The organism is Sphingomonas sp. CROZ-RG-20F-R02-07, assembly GCF_022662335.1.
In the GTDB taxonomy this organism is placed as follows: domain Bacteria; phylum Pseudomonadota; class Alphaproteobacteria; order Sphingomonadales; family Sphingomonadaceae; genus Sphingomonas.
In genome coordinates, this window is record NZ_JAKNQJ010000003.1 from 225,688 (window position 1) to 240,863 (window position 15,176).

The window sequence follows — 15,176 nt, forward strand, 5'->3', positions numbered from 1 at the left end:
GCCCTTGGGAACTGCCCGTTCAGGGCTTGCGGAACTTGAAGACGAACTGATCGGTCTTGCCGCGGATCGCCGGGTCGAAGACGAGCTTGGTGTGATCGTCGGCCGGGTTGCGCAGCACCGGCGACTCGCCGACAAAGCGGAAGCCCGCGGCCTCGATCTGCGTCTTCACCACCGCGGGATCGATCCGGTGGCGCGTGTTCGTGCCCGTCAGCCCCGTGCCCGGCGCGTCGGCATGATCGATCACCACATAGGTGCCGCCATGCTTCAGCAGCGCGAAGACCGCGGCGTTGAAGGAGCGGATCGCGGGCTCGCCGCCCTCGCCGAAAGGACCGCCATTGGGGATGTCGTGGTAATTCTGCACGGTCCAGAACAGGTCGACGGGCTTGGCTGCGGTCGGCAGGTTCGTTGGCTGCACCGCGGCGGTGACGTTGGCGAGGCCCAGCGCCTGGATCGCCGGCAGCGGCTTGGCGGCATATTTGGCGGCCGCGGCGGGCCAATCGGCATAGACATGGCCCTTGGGACCGACGATCCCGGCGAATACCCGCGTCCAATAGCCCTTGCCGGGCAGATAATCGATCACCGCGTCGCCCGGCTTCACCCCCGAAAAGGCGAGCACCGCGGCAGCCTCGCGGCGTGCGTCGTCACCCTGCTGATCCGCGCGTGCGGGATCGGCGAGCGCGGCGGCGATGGCGGACTTGGGCGCCTGGGCATGGGCGGCGGTCGCGACGAGCGCGAAGCCAGCGAGTGCGGCGATGATCTTCATTGGCAGGCTCCTCAGACGTCCAGATTGGCGACGTTCAACGCGTTGTCCTGGATGAACTCGCGGCGCGGCTCGACCACTTCGCCCATCAGCCGCGAGAACACCTCGTCGGCCGCCTGCGTCTCCAGCGCCGTCACACGGAGCATCGTGCGCACCGCGGGGTCGAGCGTGGTTTCCCACAGTTGCTCGGCGTTCATCTCGCCCAGCCCCTTGTAGCGTTGGATCGACAGCCCCTTGCGCCCCGCCGCCAGAATCGCGTCGAGCAGCTGCGTCGGTCGCGCGACCAGCGTCTGCCCTCGCGCCAGCGTGGTGACGTTGCCGTTCTCGTCGGTCGCGGGTTCGTCCTCGGGCGCGACGATCGCCGGCGCCCCGCGCGCGGGCACCAGCTTGGCCGCCTGCGAAAAGCTCTCCGCCTGTTCGGCCGCCAGCGCGTGGAGCTTGCGCCCCTCGGCCGAGGCCATGAAGCTGGCCTCGATGATGTGATGGTCGGTCACGCCGCGCCACAGTCGCTGGAAGTGGATCGAGCCGTCCTCGGTCAACTGGGCGGACCAGCGCGCTGTGCCGCCATCGCCATCGTCGCCCGCGTCGAGCCGCCGGATCGCCTCGGTCACCGCGGCCTGCCGCGCTGTGCGCGTGGCCTGCGGATCGAGCGCGCCGGCCAGCGCCAGCACCTCGATGATCCCGGCATCGTAGCGGCGCGGCACATAGCGCATCAGCGTGCGCATCCGCCGGGCATGATCCACCAAGTGCTTCAGGTCGGCGCCCGAGCGCGCGCCGGTCGGCGAATCGAGCATCATCGTCGCCACGCCCGCATCGACCAGATACTCGTCAAGCGCGGCATCGTCCTTCAGATACACTTCGGAGCGCCCCCGCGTCGCCTTGTAGAGCGGCGGCTGCGCGATGTAGAGATGGCCGCGCTCGATCAGCTCGGGCATTTGGCGATAGAAGAACGTCAGCAGCAGCGTACGGATATGTGCGCCGTCGACATCGGCGTCCGTCATGATGACGATCTTGTGATAACGAAGCTTGTCCGCGTTGAAATCGTCGCGACCGATCCCCGTGCCCATGGCCTGGATGAGGGTGCCGATCTCCTTGGACGAGATCATCCGGTCGAACCGCGCGCGCTCGGTATTTAGGATCTTGCCGCGCAGCGGAAGGATCGCCTGGAAATGGCGGTTGCGCCCCTGTTTCGCCGATCCGCCCGCCGAATCACCCTCGACGAGGAACAGCTCGGACTTGGCGGGATCGCGCTCCTGACAGTCGGCGAGCTTGCCGGGCAGGCTGGCGATATCCATCGCGCCCTTGCGCCGCGTCAGCTCGCGAGCCTTCTTAGCGGCTTCGCGCGCCGCAGCGGCGTCGATGATCTTGCCGACGATCGCCTTGCCGTAAGCGGGATTTTCCTCGAGCCATTCGGCGAGCTTGTCCGCCATCAGCGATTCCAGCGGCTGGCGCACCTCGGAGCTGACCAGTTTGTCCTTGGTCTGCGAGCTGAACTTGGGGTCGGGCAGCTTGACCGAGACGATCGCGGTCAGCCCCTCGCGCATGTCCTCGCCGGTGAGCGTCACCTTCTCCTTCTTCAACATCCCCGATTTCTCGGCATAGTTGTTGAGCGTGCGCGTCAGCGCGGCGCGAAACGCCGCCAGATGCGTGCCGCCGTCGCGCTGCGGGATGTTGTTGGTGAAGGCGAGGACGTTCTCGTAATAGCTGTCGTTCCATTCCAGCGCGACGTCCATCGTCACGTCGTCGCGCGTGCCGGTGATCGCAATCGGCTCGGCCATCAGCGGCGTCTTGGCGCGATCGAGATATTTGACGAACGCGGCGATCCCGCCCTCGTAATAGAGCTCGATCGTCCGCGGTTCCTCGTGCCGCGCATCAGTGAGGAAAAGCCGCACGCCTGAATTGAGGAAAGCCAGCTCGCGGTAGCGATGCTCGAGCTTCTCAAAATCGAACTCCACAATCTTGAAGGTGGCCGGGCTCGGCAGGAAGGTGACGCGCGTGCCCTTCTGGCCGGGCGCCGCCTTACCCACCACCTTCAGCGGCGCGACCGCGTCGCCGAACGCGAAGCGCATGTAATGCTCCTCGCCGTCGCGCCAGATCGTGAGATCGAGAAACTCGCTCAGCGCGTTCACCACCGAGACGCCGACGCCATGCAGCCCGCCCGAGACCTTATACGCGTTGTCGTCGCTGGTGTTCTCGAACTTTCCGCCCGCATGGAGCTGGGTCATGATGACCTCGGCCGCGGAGACGCCCTCCTCGCGGTGGATGCCCGTCGGGATGCCGCGGCCATTGTCGGTGACCGATACCGAGCCATCGGGATTGAGCTGGATGTCGATCCGGTCGCAATGCCCCGCCAGCGCCTCGTCAATCGCGTTGTCGCTCACCTCGAATACCATGTGGTGGAGGCCCGAGCCGTCGTCGGTGTCGCCGATATACATGCCGGGGCGCTTGCGGACCGCGTCCAGCCCCTTCAGCACCTTGATCGATTCGGCGCCGTATTCGTTCGCATTCTGGGGGGATGTTGCCATGCCCAGCATATAGGCATCGAGGGGCCGAAACGGAAGCGAAATGGCGTTGGCGGCGGCGCGCGCGCCACGCTACCGCACGGCGATGACCGACGCGCCCGCACCCCCGCCCCTGCCCTCCCCCGAACGCCTGCGCGAACTGATGTTCGATGCCGCGCGGATGGGGCGGGACGACGTGATCCCGGCGCTGCTCCACGCCGGCGTGCCCATCGAGATCCGCGACGGCCGCGGCCACACGCCGCTCGTGCTCGCCAGCTATAACGGCCATGCGGACACGACCGCGCTGCTGCTCGATCGTGGCGCCGCGGTCGACGGCGATGCCGATCACCGCGGCAACACCGCGCTGATGGGGGTGGCGTTCAAGGGCCATCTCGCCATCGCCGCGCTATTGATCGCGCGCGGTGCCGACGTGAACCGGCGCAACGCCGCCGGCCAGACGGCGCTGATGCTGGCCGGCCTGTTCGACCGCAGCGCGATCATCGACCTGTTGCTGGAGAATGGCGCCGACGCCGCGATGATCGACGGTGACGGCAACACGGTCCGCACCCTCGCGCTGGCGCAGGGGAACGAAGCGCTCGCCAAGCGCTTCGCCTGATCGGTTCAGCGCGCGAACCCGTCCGCGCGCTGGCCGAGCAGAGTCACCTCGACCCGGCGGTTGAGGCGCATCCCCGCGGGCGTCGCATTGCTGGCGACCGGCTGTGCCTCACCATGCCCCGCGACCGAGAAGCGCGCGCGTGTCACGCCCATCGCGTCGAAGGCGCTGCGCACGCTTGCGGCGCGGCGTTCGGACAGATCCTGGTTGTGCGCCACGCTGCCGCGCGAATCGGTGAAGCCATCGATCGCGACGCGCACCCCCGGATTGCCGCGCAGATAGGCGGCGAGCGGGCGCAGCTTCTCCACCGCGCCGGGGCGCAGCACGTCGCTGTCGGTCTGGAACAGCACGTCCTCCTGCAGCGTCAGCATCGCGCCGCGTGGCGTCTGGCGGAAATGATAGTCGCGCATCGCGCCACGATCCCAGCGCGTGTCGGTCTCGACCACCGGGCCACGATCGCGCGCGCGCCAGTCGAATCGGTCGCGCCGCGGGCCGGCCGCCTCGGCAAAGGCCCGGTCGGCTGCGCGCGCCTCGCGCGGATCAATGAAGCCATCGCCGTTAAAGTCGAAATTGCGCATCACGAACGCGCGCCCGCGCGGATTGTCGCGCAGTTCGGGAAACAGGATGGGCACGCCCGGGCCACGCAGGTCATAGGCGCGCTCCCCGGGGCGCCAGTCCCAGCGATCCTGCGCGGCGGCGGGCATGGCGCCGGCCACCAGTGCGAACCCGGCCAGGGCGATGGGGATGGTCTTCATGACGGTTGCTCCTCGATCGTGTCGGCCCGTCATGCCCGCATCCGCTTGAACCGGCCATGAGCCGGACCGACAGCCAGGGTTCAGCCGCCGAGCACGATCCGCGTGGCGCCGGCGCCGACATCGGCGAACAGAGCCGCCTCGGTGCCGGTCATCCACACCTGCCCGCGTCCCGCGAGCGCAGCAAAGAGCGCGGCGCGGCGGGCGGGATCGAGATGCGCGGCCACCTCGTCGAGCAGCAGCAGGGGCGCGCGCGCCGTCCGTTCGGCGACCAGATCGGCATGGGCGAGCACGATGCCGAGCAGCAGCGCCTTCTGCTCGCCGGTGGAGGCGAGCGCCGCGGCCTGCCCCTTGTCGGCATGCGTGACGATCAGGTCGTCGCGATGCGGGCCGGCCAGCGCCCGCCCCGCCGCCGCGTCTCGCGCGCGGCCTTGGCGCAGCGCGGCGGGCGAGGCATCGCCGCCGGGGCTGTCGAGCGCAATCGCGGCACGCGGGAAACCCACGGCAGCGGCGGCGGCCAGCCGATCGCCGAGCAACGCCACCGTTTCGCGCCGGCCCTGCGCCAGCGCCGCGCCATGCTCGGCCATTTGCGCTTCCAGCGCGGTGAGCCATTCGGGATCGCCCGGTACGTCTTCGGCCAGCAACCGGTTGCGCGCGCGCAACGCGGCATCGTAGCGCGCGGCATTCACGGCATGGCCGGGGCGCAAGGCCAGCACCAGCCGATCGAGAAAGCGCCGCCGTCCGCTGGCGGGCTCGACGAACAGCCGGTCCATCGCGGGCGTGAGCCACAACACGCTCAGCCATTCGGGAAGCGCCGTCGCCGCGCTGGCCGCGCCCTGCACGCGCACGATGCGGCGCTCGGGCGCGGTGGCGATCGCGCCCGTCGCCAGATCGACCGCGCCCTGCGCTGCGTCGAGCACCGCCGCGACGCCGAACCCGCCGCCGCCGCCCTGCCGCGCCATCTCGCCCAATCCGGCGCGCCGCAGGCCCCGGCCGGGCGCCAGCAGCGACACCGCCTCCAACACGTTGGTCTTGCCCGCGCCGTTCGCGCCGGTCAGCACGACGAACCCAGCACCCGGCGACAGCGTCAGCGCGGCATGGTTGCGGAAATCGGTGAGGACGAGGCGCGACAGCATCGCGCCTGCGTCTAGCGCGCTTATCGCGCCGCGTCAGGCCGCGTGCGAAAGCGCCGGCGCGGCCTTCTTGGCCTTTTGCTGGCTCATATAGGATGCCAGCGCCGGCCCCAGTTCGCGCTGCGCCGTCTGATAGGCCACCGGCGTGAGGATCCCGAGCCGCGCGCGCGCCGCTTCGAGCGGCTCGTGGAGCAGCGTGAGATAATCCTCGCCGAAGATCCACTTGGCCTTGCGCCCGTGGCGATAGCCTTCCCACACCGCCTTCGCGAACAGGCGGTTGCCCGTCACGCCGATGCTCTTCAGCGCAGCGGCCGAGCCGATCAGCGCCCAACCCAGGCCGCCCACCTGCGCGAAGCTGAACGCGACGAGGCAGGCCTCGCCCATATTCTCGTCCGCCTTGTAGCCGGTCAGCACATGCCAGATGTCGTGGCAGTCGCGCACCCGGCGCCCCGCCCAGGCATAGGGGTGGCGCATGTCGGGCTCCGGATCGAGCCGGCTGACCGCGACCAGCCCGTCCGCCGAATAGCCGGTCTCGGCCAGCCAGTCGCGATAGGCCGCGCCGACGGTGCCCGGCGCAAAGCTCGCGCGGATCGCGGGGTCGGCGAAACGCTCGGCCAGCTCGACCTGGTCATAGGCGATCCGGCCGCCCTCGGCGGTCGCCAGCAGCCGCGCATAGAGATCGGGCGCGTTGCCGACGTTCAGCGCCCGCATGATGCGGAACACCTGGGTCGTGTCGTCGCCGTCGTTGAGCAGCTTGCGGATCGCGTCGATCGCGGTCCGCCAGTCGCGACGGCCGCTGGTGCCGGGAAAGGGAGGAAGCTTCGCCATGGGTCGACTCCTTACTGACATCACTGTCAATAAGCCAGTCACGGCATTTCGTCAAGCCGGCGGGCGCGTCACACCCGCATCGGCATCAGCACATAAAGCGCAGAGGACTTGTCGTTTTCGCGAATCAGCGTGGGCGCGGCGGCGTCCGCCAGATGCACCTCGACCGAATCGCCCTCGATCTGGCCGAGAATGTCCATCAGATAGCGGCTGTTAAAGCCGATTTCGAACGGCGCGGAGACATATTCGCCCGGCACCTCTTCGGCGGCGGTGCCGTTTTCGGGGCTCGTCACCGACAGCGTGATCTTGTCGCGATCGAGCGCCATCTTCACCGCGCGCGTCTTTTCGGTGGCGATGGTCGAGACGCGGTCGACGCCTTCCATGAAGCTCGACGGATCGAGCTTCAGGATCTTGTCGTTCCCGGTCGGGATCACGCGCGAATAATCGGGAAAGGTGCCGTCGATCAGCTTCGACGTCAGGACCGCCTGCCCCAGATCGAAGCGGATCTTGGTGGGCGACAGCGACACGCCGACCGAACCGTCCACCTCGTCGAGCAGCTTGCGCAGTTCGCCGACGCATTTGCGCGGCACGATCACGTCGGGCATCGTCTCGGCACCCGAAGGGCGCGGCATCGTCACGCGGGCGAGGCGATGGCCGTCGGTTGCGGCCGCCTTCAGCACCGGGTTGGCGCTTTCGCCGTCCGCGACATGGAGGAAGATGCCGTTCAGATAATAACGCGTTTCCTCGGTCGAGATCGCGAAGCGCGTCTTGTCGATGATCTGCTTCAGCGTCTCGGCCGGCAGTTCGAACTGCGTCGGCAATTCGCCTTCGGCGATCACCGGGAAATCGTCGCGCGGCAGCGTACCGAGCGAGAAGCGTGCGCGGCCCGCCACGATCGTCATCCGCCCGTCCGCGGCGGCGAGCTGCACCTGGCTGCCCTCGGGCAGCTTGCGCGCGATGTCGAACAGCGTGTGTGCGCTCACCGTCGTCGCGCCCGGCTGGTCGACCGCGGCGGCGACCGATTCGTTGATCTGCAGATCAAGATCGGTCGCCATCAGCCGCAGCCGGCCCTCCGCCGTCGCCTCGATCAGCACGTTGGACAGGATGGGGATGGTGTTGCGCCGTTCCACCACGGACTGGACGTGGCTCAGCCCCTTGAGCAGCGTCGCGCGTTCGATCGTCGCCTTCATGATCTTCCCCCGGCCCCGGCCTTGCGGGGCGATCCACGCGCCGACCCTAACCAACAAGGCGGGGGCGGCACAAGCATGATGGCCCTCCTCGGGCGAGTCCGGTAACCGCGCGGTTAACGCTGACGCGCGGCGCGACCGAAAATCGGTTGCCTTCGTGCGCACCGCAAGGGAGACCGCTTCATGCGACAGGGACGCGACTTCATCGCCCGCCACGGCGAAACCGTGTTCAACGCGGCGCGCCGGCTGCAGGGCGACGCGCCGCACACACCGCTGACGCGCGCCGGCTTCGCGCAGGCGGATGCGATAGGGCAGGCGTTGCGTGCCATGCTGGGCGCTCGCCCCGCGCTCACGCTCTGGGCCTCGCCCACCGGCCGCGCGCTGCAGACGCTGGCGGTGATCGCCGAACATCTCGAGCTCGACTGGCACGCCGCCCGGACCGATGTCCGGCTGGCGGAGATCGGCATGGGCTCGTGGGGCGGCCGCTATTACGAGGCCGTGGTGGCAGAGGTGGGGCCGGTGATCGATCCCGCGACCGGGCTGCTGCGCCCCGCGCCCGATGGCGAGGATTATCCGGCGATCGCACGGCGGCTGGGCGGGTGGCTCGCCGACAGCGATGCGCCGGGCGACCGGCTGATCGTCATGCACGGCATCTCGTCGCGCGTGCTGCGCGGCGTGATGACGGGCGCAGCGAGCGATCCGGCGGTAGGCGTGCCCGTCTCGCCCGGACTGCCGCAGGGATCGATCGCGCTGATCGCGGCCGGGACCGAGACGATCGCGCATCGCGGCACCGGGCATGCGCCGGCATGAAGCGTTGGCTGGCGCGGCTCCTGTTCGCCTCGGCGGTGGGGTTGGCGATGCCGGTGGCGGCGCGCGAGACGATCGGGGCGTATAAGGGCTGGGCCGCGTTTCGCGATGCCGTGCCGGCGCGCTGCTATGCGATCGCGGCGCCGGTCCGCGCCGGCGGCCAGGCGCGCTGGCGGCCGTTCGCGAGCATCGCGACCTGGCCCGGTCGGCGACTCGGCCAATCGCTTCATGTGCGGCTCAGCCACGAGCGGGACCGGGCGTCGGCGGTAACGCTGAGCGTCGGCGAACGGCGGTTCGTGCTCGCCGCCGACCGGATCGATGCCTGGGCGACAGACGCGCCGAGCGACCGTGCGCTCGTCGCCGCCATCCGCTCGGGCCGCAGCATGAGCGTGGAGGCGGTGGGCGTCGGCGGCCGGCCGTTTGCGGACGTCTATGCGCTGGGCGGCGCCGCGACCGCGATCGACGCCGCCGCGATCGCCTGCCGGGCGCGGTGAACCGGCGGAGCCGCGGCCGATCGCTTGAACAAGGCGGTTCACGAGGAGGCGCGGAGATGTCTCGCGCGCGGCGACGCGCTCTTATTTCAAGATCCGACGATGAAGGCCGCAATTGCGGCCAGCACATATTCTCCGCTGCCTCCGCTGCCTCCGCGTGCACCCCCTGCCTTTGCACGCCGCCGAAGGACGGACCCGCCTAGCCCCCATCCTCGGCGAGCGCCCGCGCGAGCAGGTTGCGGATTGCGGCGAGCGCCTCGCCGATCGGCGGCGCCGAAAACCCGTCCTCGTCGGCCAGCAGCCGCTGCACGCCGCGGATCGTATAACCCCGCGCGTTCAGCAGCGTGTCGATCCGGCGCACCAGCGCCACGTCCGCCGGCCGGTAATAGCGGCGGTTGCCCGCACGCTGCACCGGACGAAGCTGCGGAAACCGCGTTTCCCAATAGCGCAGCACATGCGCGGGCAGGCCCATGTCGCGGGAGAGTTCGCCGATCGTCCGGAACGCGCCTGCGGCCTTCCCGCTCTCGTCCGGTCCGTCTCCGGCCATGTTATCCGGCGGCGGCGATGCGCTCACGCATCATCTGGCTGGCGCGGAAGGTGAGCACGCGCCGAGGTGCGATCGGAACCTCGACGCCCGTCTTGGGATTGCGCCCGACCCGCTCGCCCTTGTCGCGCAGGACGAACGTGCCGAAGCCCGAAATCTTGACGTTTTCGCCACGCGAAAGCGCCGAGCACATCTCGTACAGAATCTGTTCGACCAGCTTGCTCGAATCGGCCCGCGAAAGCCCCACTTCGCGGTACAGCGACTCGGCCAGATCCGCTCTGGTCAACGTACCCGCAACGTCCATTCCACACTCCCCCGGTGACGCATATCGTATACATAACCGCACATTGACGCAAAGTAATGTATGTTTTCTTGCGTCAGACGCGGACGACGGCGGCCCCCCAGGTGAAACCACCGCCCATGGCCTCAAGCACGACGATCTGTCCCGTTTCGATACGCCCGTCGCGTACCGCGGTGTCGAGCGCGAGCGGCACCGATGCGGCCGAAGTGTTCGCGTGCCGGTCCACGGTGACGACCACACGCTCGGGCGCCAGGCCCAGCTTCTTCGCGGTGGCATCGAGGATGCGGGCATTGGCTTGATGCGGCACCACCCAGTCGACATCGGCGGTTTCGAGACCCGCCAGCGCGAGCGATTCGCCCATCACCGCGGCCAGATTGACGACGGCGTGGCGAAACACCTCGCGCCCCTTCATCCTGAGCTTGCCGACCGTGCCCGTGGTCGAGGGGCCGCCATCGACATAGAGCAGCCCGTTGTGCCGCCCATCAGCATGGAGCTTGGTCGCCAGCACGCCGCGCCCGTCCGCCTCGGCGGTTTCCTGCGCCTCCAGCACGATCGCGCCCGCGCCGTCGCCGAATAGGACGCAGGTGGTGCGGTCCTCCCAATCGAGGATCCGGCTGAACGTCTCGGCGCCGATCACCAGCGCGCGCCGCGCCGTTCTCGCGCGAATCATGCTGTCGGCGACCTGCACCGCATAGAGAAAGCCCGAACAGACCGCCGCCACGTCGAACGCCACGCAATCGTCGATGCCCAGCATCGCCTGCACCTTGGTGGCGGTGGCGGGAAAGGTCTGGTCGGGCGTGGCGGTGGCCAGCACGATCAGGTCGATATCCTGCGCCAGCACCCCGGCGGCGGCGAGCGCGGCCTTGCTGGCGTCGGCCGCAAGCGTCGCCGTGGTCTCGTCGGGCCCGGCGATATGGCGGAAGCGGATGCCGGTACGCTCGACGATCCATTCGTCGGTCGTGTCGACCTGCTCGGCCAGTTCGGCGTTCGACACGCGGCGGGCGGGCAAGGCCGATCCGGTGCCGACCATCACGCTGCGCAGCACGGCGGGCCGGTTCATGCCGCTTCCTCGAAATTACCCAGATCGTCGGCGATACGCCGAATCAGATCGTTGCGCACCATCTTGGCGGCATTACCCATCGCAGTCGCCACGCCACGCTCGTTGGCGCCGCCATGGCTCTTCACGACGATGCCGCCCAGCCCAAGAAACACCGCGCCGTTGTGATTGTTGGGATCGAGATGATCGCGCAGCAATTCGGTCGCCGGGCGCGAGATCAGGAAGCCGATCTTGGACCGCGCCGAGCTGCTGAACGCACGCTTGAGCAGGTCGCCGACGAATCGTGCGGTGCCTTCGGCGGTCTTCAGCGCGATATTGCCCGAGAAACCGTCGCACACGATCACGTCGACCTCGCCGCGCGACAGCCGATCGCCCTCGATGAAGCCGTCGAACGTCATCGGGATGTGAGTCGCCGCCTTCAGGCGCGCCGCGGCGTCCTTGATCTCGCCGGTGCCCTTCTGATCCTCGCTGCCGATGTTGAGCAGCGCGACGCGGGGCGAGGCGAGATCGAGCGTAGCGCGCGCATAGGCCGCGCCCATCACCGCAAACTGGACGAGATTGTTGGCGTCGCACTCAGTGTTGGCGCCCAGATCGAGCATCACCACGTCGTTGGCGCCGAGCGTCGGCAGCAGCGCGGCGAGCGCCGGCCGGTCGATCCCCGGCAGCATCCGCAACGACAATTTGGCCATCGCCATCAGCGCGCCGGTATTGCCGCTGGAAACGGCCGCGGCGGCACGCCCCTGCTTTACCAGATCGATCGCGATCCCCATCGAGGTCGTCTTGGCGCGGCGGATCGCCTGGCTCGGCTTGTCGCTCGGGCCGACCACTTCGGGCGCGTGAACGATCTCGCTGCTGCGCGTGAGGTTGGGATGCGCCTTGAGCCCGGCTGCGATCCGCTCCTCGTCGCCGACGAGCAGGAAGCGCATGTCATCGAACCGGCGCCGCGCACGCGCGACCCCGGCGAGCATCACGGCCAGCCCATCGTCTCCACCCATCGCATCGACGGCGATCCAGGCGTTGTCGGACACGGCCGGCGATCCTTTTTCAGTGGAGGGCGTCAGGCCTCGACCGAGACGATCTCGCGGCCATTATAATGGCCGCAGGAGTTGCACAGGTGATGTGGGCGCTTCAGCTCGCCGCAGTTCGGGCATTCCTGGAACGAAGCCACGGTCAGCGAATCATGCCCACGGCGCATGCCGCGCTTGGAGGGCGAAGTCTTTCTTTTGGGGACGGCCATTTCGGCACCTTGTTCTTCGGGATTCGAATACAGGAAGCCCCCGACCCGACGCTTTCGGCAACCGGTGGAGACAACCACCGGCCGCGTGAGTGCCTGTTGGCCGGAGGCTTCGCGAAGCGTGGCGCTATAGCGATTCCCGCCGCCGTTGCAAGCGCGCGGAACCGGTGGCAGGGCGTTCGTACCGTTGAAGGAGTTCGTGCCGCATGATCCTGCCCGTCACCCTGACCATTGCGGCGGCCCTGGCGGTCGTCAACCTGTGGCTCGCGTTCCGGATCGTGCCGACTCGGCTGCGTGACAAGGTGCTGGTGGGCGACAATGGCGATGTGCGGCTGCACGCACGGATGCGCGCGCAGGCCAATCTGGTCGAATATGCGCCGTTCGTGCTGATCCTGCTGGCGCTGATCGAACTGGGCGGAGGATCGCCGATGGGCCTGTGGATCCTGGGGATGGCGTTCGTGATCGCCCGCATCCTGCACGGCTTCGGCATGGACCGGCTGCAATCCAATCCGCTGCGGGCGGGCGGCGCGCTCGCCACCTGGGTGATCCTCGCGGTGCTGGCGGGCTGGGCGCTGGCGATGGCTTATGGCGCGCGCGAAGCCGGATTGCCGGGAACGCTGGTCGTCACACCGGTGGCGCACGCATGATCCGCCACGCGCTCCTCGCCGCCGCCGCGCTCGTCGCCGCCGCTCCCGTCACCGCGCAGACGATCGCGCCCGAGCGCCTGTCCGCCGACGTGCACACGCTCGCTTCGGATCCGTTCGAGGGTCGCTCGCCGGGAACGCCGGGCGAGACGAAGACGATCGACTGGCTCGTCACGCAGTTCAAGACGATGGGACTTGAACCCGGCGGCCCGGACGGCGCCTGGACGCAGGCGGTGCCGCTCGTCCACACCCGGATGGGCATGGGCCAGGTGCGCGCAGGCGACGCGCCGCTGGAACAGGGCCGTGACGTCTATCTCAGCACGGTGCGGCCGGTGGACCGCGTCGCCATCGCCGACGCGCCGATGGTATTCGTCGGCTATGGCGTCTCGGCGCCCGAGCGCGGGTGGGACGATTTCAAGGGCGTCGACCTGCACGGCAAGGTGGCGGTGATCCTCGTCAACGACCCCGATTTCGCCGCGGTGACGGGTGACGATTCGTTCGGCCGGTTCGGCGGCCGGCGGATGACCTATTATGGCCGCTGGACGTACAAATATGAGGAAGCCGCACGGCGCGGCGCGATCGGGGCGCTGATCGTCCACGACACCGCGGGCGCGGGCTATGGCTGGAGCACGGTCACCGCGCCGGGCGGCGAGAATTACGATATCGTGCGCGGGGCCGGCGACGTGCCCGTGCTGCTGCAGGGCTGGTTGCAGGAGGATGCGGCGACCAGGCTGCTGGCCGCATCGGGGCTCGATCTCGCGAAGCTGCGGGTGGCGGCGCGGCGCAAGGATTTCCGCCCCGTCCCGCTTCGCCAGCGCTTTTCAGCCACGCTGCCCGTGACGCAGGACCGCGTCGCCAGCCGCAACGTGCTGGCGAAGCTGCCCGGCACGAAGCATCCCCACGAGGTGGTGATGTTCGGCGCGCACTGGGATGCCTACGGCATCGGCAAGCCCGATGCGCAGGGCCGCACCATCCGCCCGGGCGCGAACGACGACGCGCTGGGCGCCGCCGGCGTGCTCGAACTCGCGCGCGCGTTCAAGGCGGGCCCGCCGCCCGCGCGCAGCCTGGTCTTCGCGCTGTGGAGCGGCGAGGAGCGCGGCCTGCTCGGATCGCAGACCTACGCCGAGCATCCCGTCTATCCCGCCGCCAAGACGGTCGCGAACCTGACGCTCGACATCCTCCAGACCGCCGGCCCCTCGCACGACGTGCTGCTGGTGGGGCAAGGGCAGGACAGCCTGGAACCGATGCTGGCCGCGGCCGCGCGGGCGCAGGGCCGCACCGTCACGCCCGAGGCGCTGCCCGAGCGCGGGCTGTTCTACCGCGCCGACCATTTCTCGCTGGCGCGCAAGGGCGTGCCGACGCTGCTGCTGATGGCGATCAGCGGCGCGCCCGATCTGGTGGCCGGCGGCCGCACCGCGGGGCAGGCGTGGCTCGACGGCTATATGAAATGCTATCACCAGACCTGCGATGCCTGGAGCCCCGATTGGGACCTGCGCGGCGCGGCGCAGGATGTGGGGCTGTTCTACACGGTGGGACGTGCGCTCGCCGATTCGCGCGACTGGCCGACCTGGAATGCGGGATCGGAGTTCAAGGCGGTGCGCGACGCGAGCGCGGGTGCGCGCCGCTGACCGTCAGCCGGAAAGCACCGCGTCGCCGACGAAGGGATTGCCGGCACGCTCCTGCGCGAAGCTGCTCATCGGGCCGTGGCCGGGGATGAAGGCGGTATCCCCGCCCATCGGCCAGAGCGTCTCGACGATGCTGCGCACCAGCGTAGCGTGGTCGCCCTGCGCCATGTCGGTGCGGCCGACCGACCCCGCGAACAGCACGTCGCCGACCAGCGCCAGCTTCGACGCCGGATGGTGGAACGTCACGCTGCCCGCGGTGTGGCCGGGGGTTTCGTGGACGTCGAGCGACAGGTTGCCGATCGTCACCGTGTCGCCCGTCACCAGCCAGCGACCGGGTTCGAACACCACGCCGCGAATGCCGTAATTGCGGCCGTCCTCGTCCAGCCGCGCGAGCCAGAAGCGATCCGCCTCGTGCGGCCCCTCGATCCCCACACCCAGTTCGTCGGCGAGCGGCTTGGCCTCGCCCGCATGATCGATATGGCCATGGGTCAGCAGGATCTTCTCGACGGTGACGCCCGCCTTGGCGATCGCCGCGCGGATCCGGGGCAGATCCCCGCCGGGATCGACCACCGCCGCCTTCATCGTGGCGGTGCACCAGACGATGCTGCAATTCTGCTGGAGCGGGGTGACGGGCACGATCGCCGCGCGAAGGGGGGGCTGGGTCATGCCGCCACCGTCTAGGCACCCGGCGACGTGGCCGCA

General features: G+C 69.2%; 17 protein-coding genes. 5 read left to right on the forward strand and 12 right to left on the reverse strand.

All coding sequences use genetic code 11. The annotated features are described in order from the left end of the window. Positions 1-19: 19 nt before the first annotated feature. Positions 20-763 carry a methyltransferase gene (locus L8H00_RS06785; protein WP_242096487.1) on the reverse strand — a complete coding sequence of 248 codons (744 nt, stop codon included), beginning with the start codon at positions 761-763 and terminating at the stop codon, positions 20-22. Between the two features lie 11 nt (positions 764-774). Next, a complete protein-coding gene (gene gyrB, locus L8H00_RS06790) occupies positions 775-3,285 on the reverse strand; it encodes a DNA topoisomerase (ATP-hydrolyzing) subunit B (protein ID WP_242096488.1) in 2,511 nt (836 codons plus the stop codon). A gap of 40 nt (positions 3,286-3,325) precedes the next feature. Here gyrB and L8H00_RS06795 point away from each other — a divergent pair, with 40 nt between their 5' ends. Further along, entirely contained in the window at positions 3,326-3,877 is a 552-nt protein-coding gene (locus tag L8H00_RS06795; protein WP_347340713.1) for an ankyrin repeat domain-containing protein, read from the forward strand. Positions 3,878-3,882: 5 nt separating this feature from the next. Here L8H00_RS06795 and L8H00_RS06800 read toward each other — a convergent pair whose 3' ends face one another. The 4 genes from L8H00_RS06800 to dnaN all read right to left on the reverse strand — a co-directional run bounded on the left by L8H00_RS06800 (position 3,883) and on the right by dnaN (position 7,774). Further along, entirely contained in the window at positions 3,883-4,629 is a 747-nt protein-coding gene (locus tag L8H00_RS06800) for an OmpA family protein (RefSeq protein WP_242096489.1), read from the reverse strand. Between the two features lie 80 nt (positions 4,630-4,709). Then, on the reverse strand, positions 4,710-5,762 hold the full coding sequence (recF, locus tag L8H00_RS06805) for a DNA replication/repair protein RecF (RefSeq protein ID WP_242096490.1): 1,053 nt from the start codon (positions 5,760-5,762) through the stop codon (positions 4,710-4,712). 33 nt (positions 5,763-5,795) lie between these two features. Then, a complete protein-coding gene (locus L8H00_RS06810; RefSeq protein WP_242096491.1) occupies positions 5,796-6,587 on the reverse strand; it encodes a Coq4 family protein in 792 nt (263 codons plus the stop codon). Between the two features lie 68 nt (positions 6,588-6,655). Beyond that, the gene (gene dnaN, locus L8H00_RS06815; RefSeq protein WP_242096492.1) at positions 6,656-7,774 is read right to left on the reverse strand and encodes a DNA polymerase III subunit beta; all 1,119 of its coding nucleotides are present in this window, start codon (positions 7,772-7,774) and stop codon (positions 6,656-6,658) included. Positions 7,775-7,954: 180 nt separating this feature from the next. Between dnaN and L8H00_RS06820 the strand changes: the two genes are divergently transcribed. Both L8H00_RS06820 and L8H00_RS06825 read left to right on the forward strand, forming a co-directional pair. Then, positions 7,955-8,581 carry a phosphoglycerate mutase family protein gene (locus tag L8H00_RS06820; RefSeq protein WP_242096493.1) on the forward strand — a complete coding sequence of 209 codons (627 nt, stop codon included), beginning with the start codon at positions 7,955-7,957 and terminating at the stop codon, positions 8,579-8,581. Further along, a complete protein-coding gene (locus tag L8H00_RS06825) occupies positions 8,578-9,072 on the forward strand; it encodes a hypothetical protein (protein WP_242096494.1) in 495 nt (164 codons plus the stop codon). The genes L8H00_RS06820 and L8H00_RS06825 overlap by 4 nt, the downstream gene beginning before the upstream one ends. Before the next feature lie 196 nt (positions 9,073-9,268). On the opposite strand, the gene L8H00_RS06830 is transcribed toward L8H00_RS06825, so the two are convergent. The 5 genes from L8H00_RS06830 to rpmF all read right to left on the reverse strand — a co-directional run bounded on the left by L8H00_RS06830 (position 9,269) and on the right by rpmF (position 12,208). Next, the gene (locus tag L8H00_RS06830) at positions 9,269-9,616 is read right to left on the reverse strand and encodes a MerR family transcriptional regulator (protein ID WP_242096495.1); all 348 of its coding nucleotides are present in this window, start codon (positions 9,614-9,616) and stop codon (positions 9,269-9,271) included. 1 nt (position 9,617) lies between these two features. Continuing rightward, the gene (locus L8H00_RS06835) at positions 9,618-9,917 is read right to left on the reverse strand and encodes an integration host factor subunit alpha (protein ID WP_242096496.1); all 300 of its coding nucleotides are present in this window, start codon (positions 9,915-9,917) and stop codon (positions 9,618-9,620) included. A gap of 73 nt (positions 9,918-9,990) precedes the next feature. Continuing rightward, positions 9,991-10,959: a beta-ketoacyl-ACP synthase III gene (locus tag L8H00_RS06840; protein ID WP_346731936.1), complete on the reverse strand. Its 969-nt coding sequence runs from the start codon at positions 10,957-10,959 to the stop codon at positions 9,991-9,993. 11 nt (positions 10,960-10,970) lie between these two features. Beyond that, positions 10,971-11,999, reverse strand: a complete 1,029-nt coding sequence (gene plsX / locus L8H00_RS06845) for a phosphate acyltransferase PlsX (RefSeq protein ID WP_242096497.1) — start codon at positions 11,997-11,999, stop codon at positions 10,971-10,973. 29 nt (positions 12,000-12,028) lie between these two features. Further along, the gene (gene rpmF / locus L8H00_RS06850; protein ID WP_242096498.1) at positions 12,029-12,208 is read right to left on the reverse strand and encodes a 50S ribosomal protein L32; all 180 of its coding nucleotides are present in this window, start codon (positions 12,206-12,208) and stop codon (positions 12,029-12,031) included. Between the two features lie 203 nt (positions 12,209-12,411). Here rpmF and L8H00_RS06855 point away from each other — a divergent pair, with 203 nt between their 5' ends. Beyond that, on the forward strand, positions 12,412-12,852 hold the full coding sequence (locus tag L8H00_RS06855; RefSeq protein ID WP_242096499.1) for an MAPEG family protein: 441 nt from the start codon (positions 12,412-12,414) through the stop codon (positions 12,850-12,852). Beyond that, entirely contained in the window at positions 12,849-14,477 is a 1,629-nt protein-coding gene (locus tag L8H00_RS06860; RefSeq protein ID WP_242096500.1) for a M28 family metallopeptidase, read from the forward strand. The genes L8H00_RS06855 and L8H00_RS06860 overlap by 4 nt, the downstream gene beginning before the upstream one ends. A 3-nt stretch (positions 14,478-14,480) precedes the next feature. Here L8H00_RS06860 and L8H00_RS06865 read toward each other — a convergent pair whose 3' ends face one another. Continuing rightward, a complete protein-coding gene (locus L8H00_RS06865; RefSeq protein ID WP_242096501.1) occupies positions 14,481-15,140 on the reverse strand; it encodes an MBL fold metallo-hydrolase in 660 nt (219 codons plus the stop codon). Positions 15,141-15,176 lie beyond the last annotated feature (36 nt).

Coding starts and splice junctions, on each gene's coding strand:
- L8H00_RS06785 (WP_242096487.1), bottom strand. CDS start 763: ATGAAGATCATCGCCGCACTCGCTGGCTTCGCGCTCGTCGCGACCGCC.
- gyrB (WP_242096488.1), bottom strand. CDS start 3,285: ATGGCAACATCCCCCCAGAATGCGAACGAATACGGCGCCGAATCGATC.
- L8H00_RS06795 (WP_347340713.1), top strand. CDS start 3,326: ATGGCGTTGGCGGCGGCGCGCGCGCCACGCTACCGCACGGCGATGACC.
- L8H00_RS06800 (WP_242096489.1), bottom strand. CDS start 4,629: ATGAAGACCATCCCCATCGCCCTGGCCGGGTTCGCACTGGTGGCCGGC.
- recF (WP_242096490.1), bottom strand. CDS start 5,762: ATGCTGTCGCGCCTCGTCCTCACCGATTTCCGCAACCATGCCGCGCTG.
- L8H00_RS06810 (WP_242096491.1), bottom strand. CDS start 6,587: ATGGCGAAGCTTCCTCCCTTTCCCGGCACCAGCGGCCGTCGCGACTGG.
- dnaN (WP_242096492.1), bottom strand. CDS start 7,774: ATGAAGGCGACGATCGAACGCGCGACGCTGCTCAAGGGGCTGAGCCAC.
- L8H00_RS06820 (WP_242096493.1), top strand. CDS start 7,955: ATGCGACAGGGACGCGACTTCATCGCCCGCCACGGCGAAACCGTGTTC.
- L8H00_RS06825 (WP_242096494.1), top strand. CDS start 8,578: ATGAAGCGTTGGCTGGCGCGGCTCCTGTTCGCCTCGGCGGTGGGGTTG.
- L8H00_RS06830 (WP_242096495.1), bottom strand. CDS start 9,616: ATGGCCGGAGACGGACCGGACGAGAGCGGGAAGGCCGCAGGCGCGTTC.
- L8H00_RS06835 (WP_242096496.1), bottom strand. CDS start 9,917: ATGGACGTTGCGGGTACGTTGACCAGAGCGGATCTGGCCGAGTCGCTG.
- rpmF (WP_242096498.1), bottom strand. CDS start 12,208: ATGGCCGTCCCCAAAAGAAAGACTTCGCCCTCCAAGCGCGGCATGCGC.
- L8H00_RS06855 (WP_242096499.1), top strand. CDS start 12,412: ATGATCCTGCCCGTCACCCTGACCATTGCGGCGGCCCTGGCGGTCGTC.
- L8H00_RS06860 (WP_242096500.1), top strand. CDS start 12,849: ATGATCCGCCACGCGCTCCTCGCCGCCGCCGCGCTCGTCGCCGCCGCT.
- L8H00_RS06865 (WP_242096501.1), bottom strand. CDS start 15,140: ATGACCCAGCCCCCCCTTCGCGCGGCGATCGTGCCCGTCACCCCGCTC.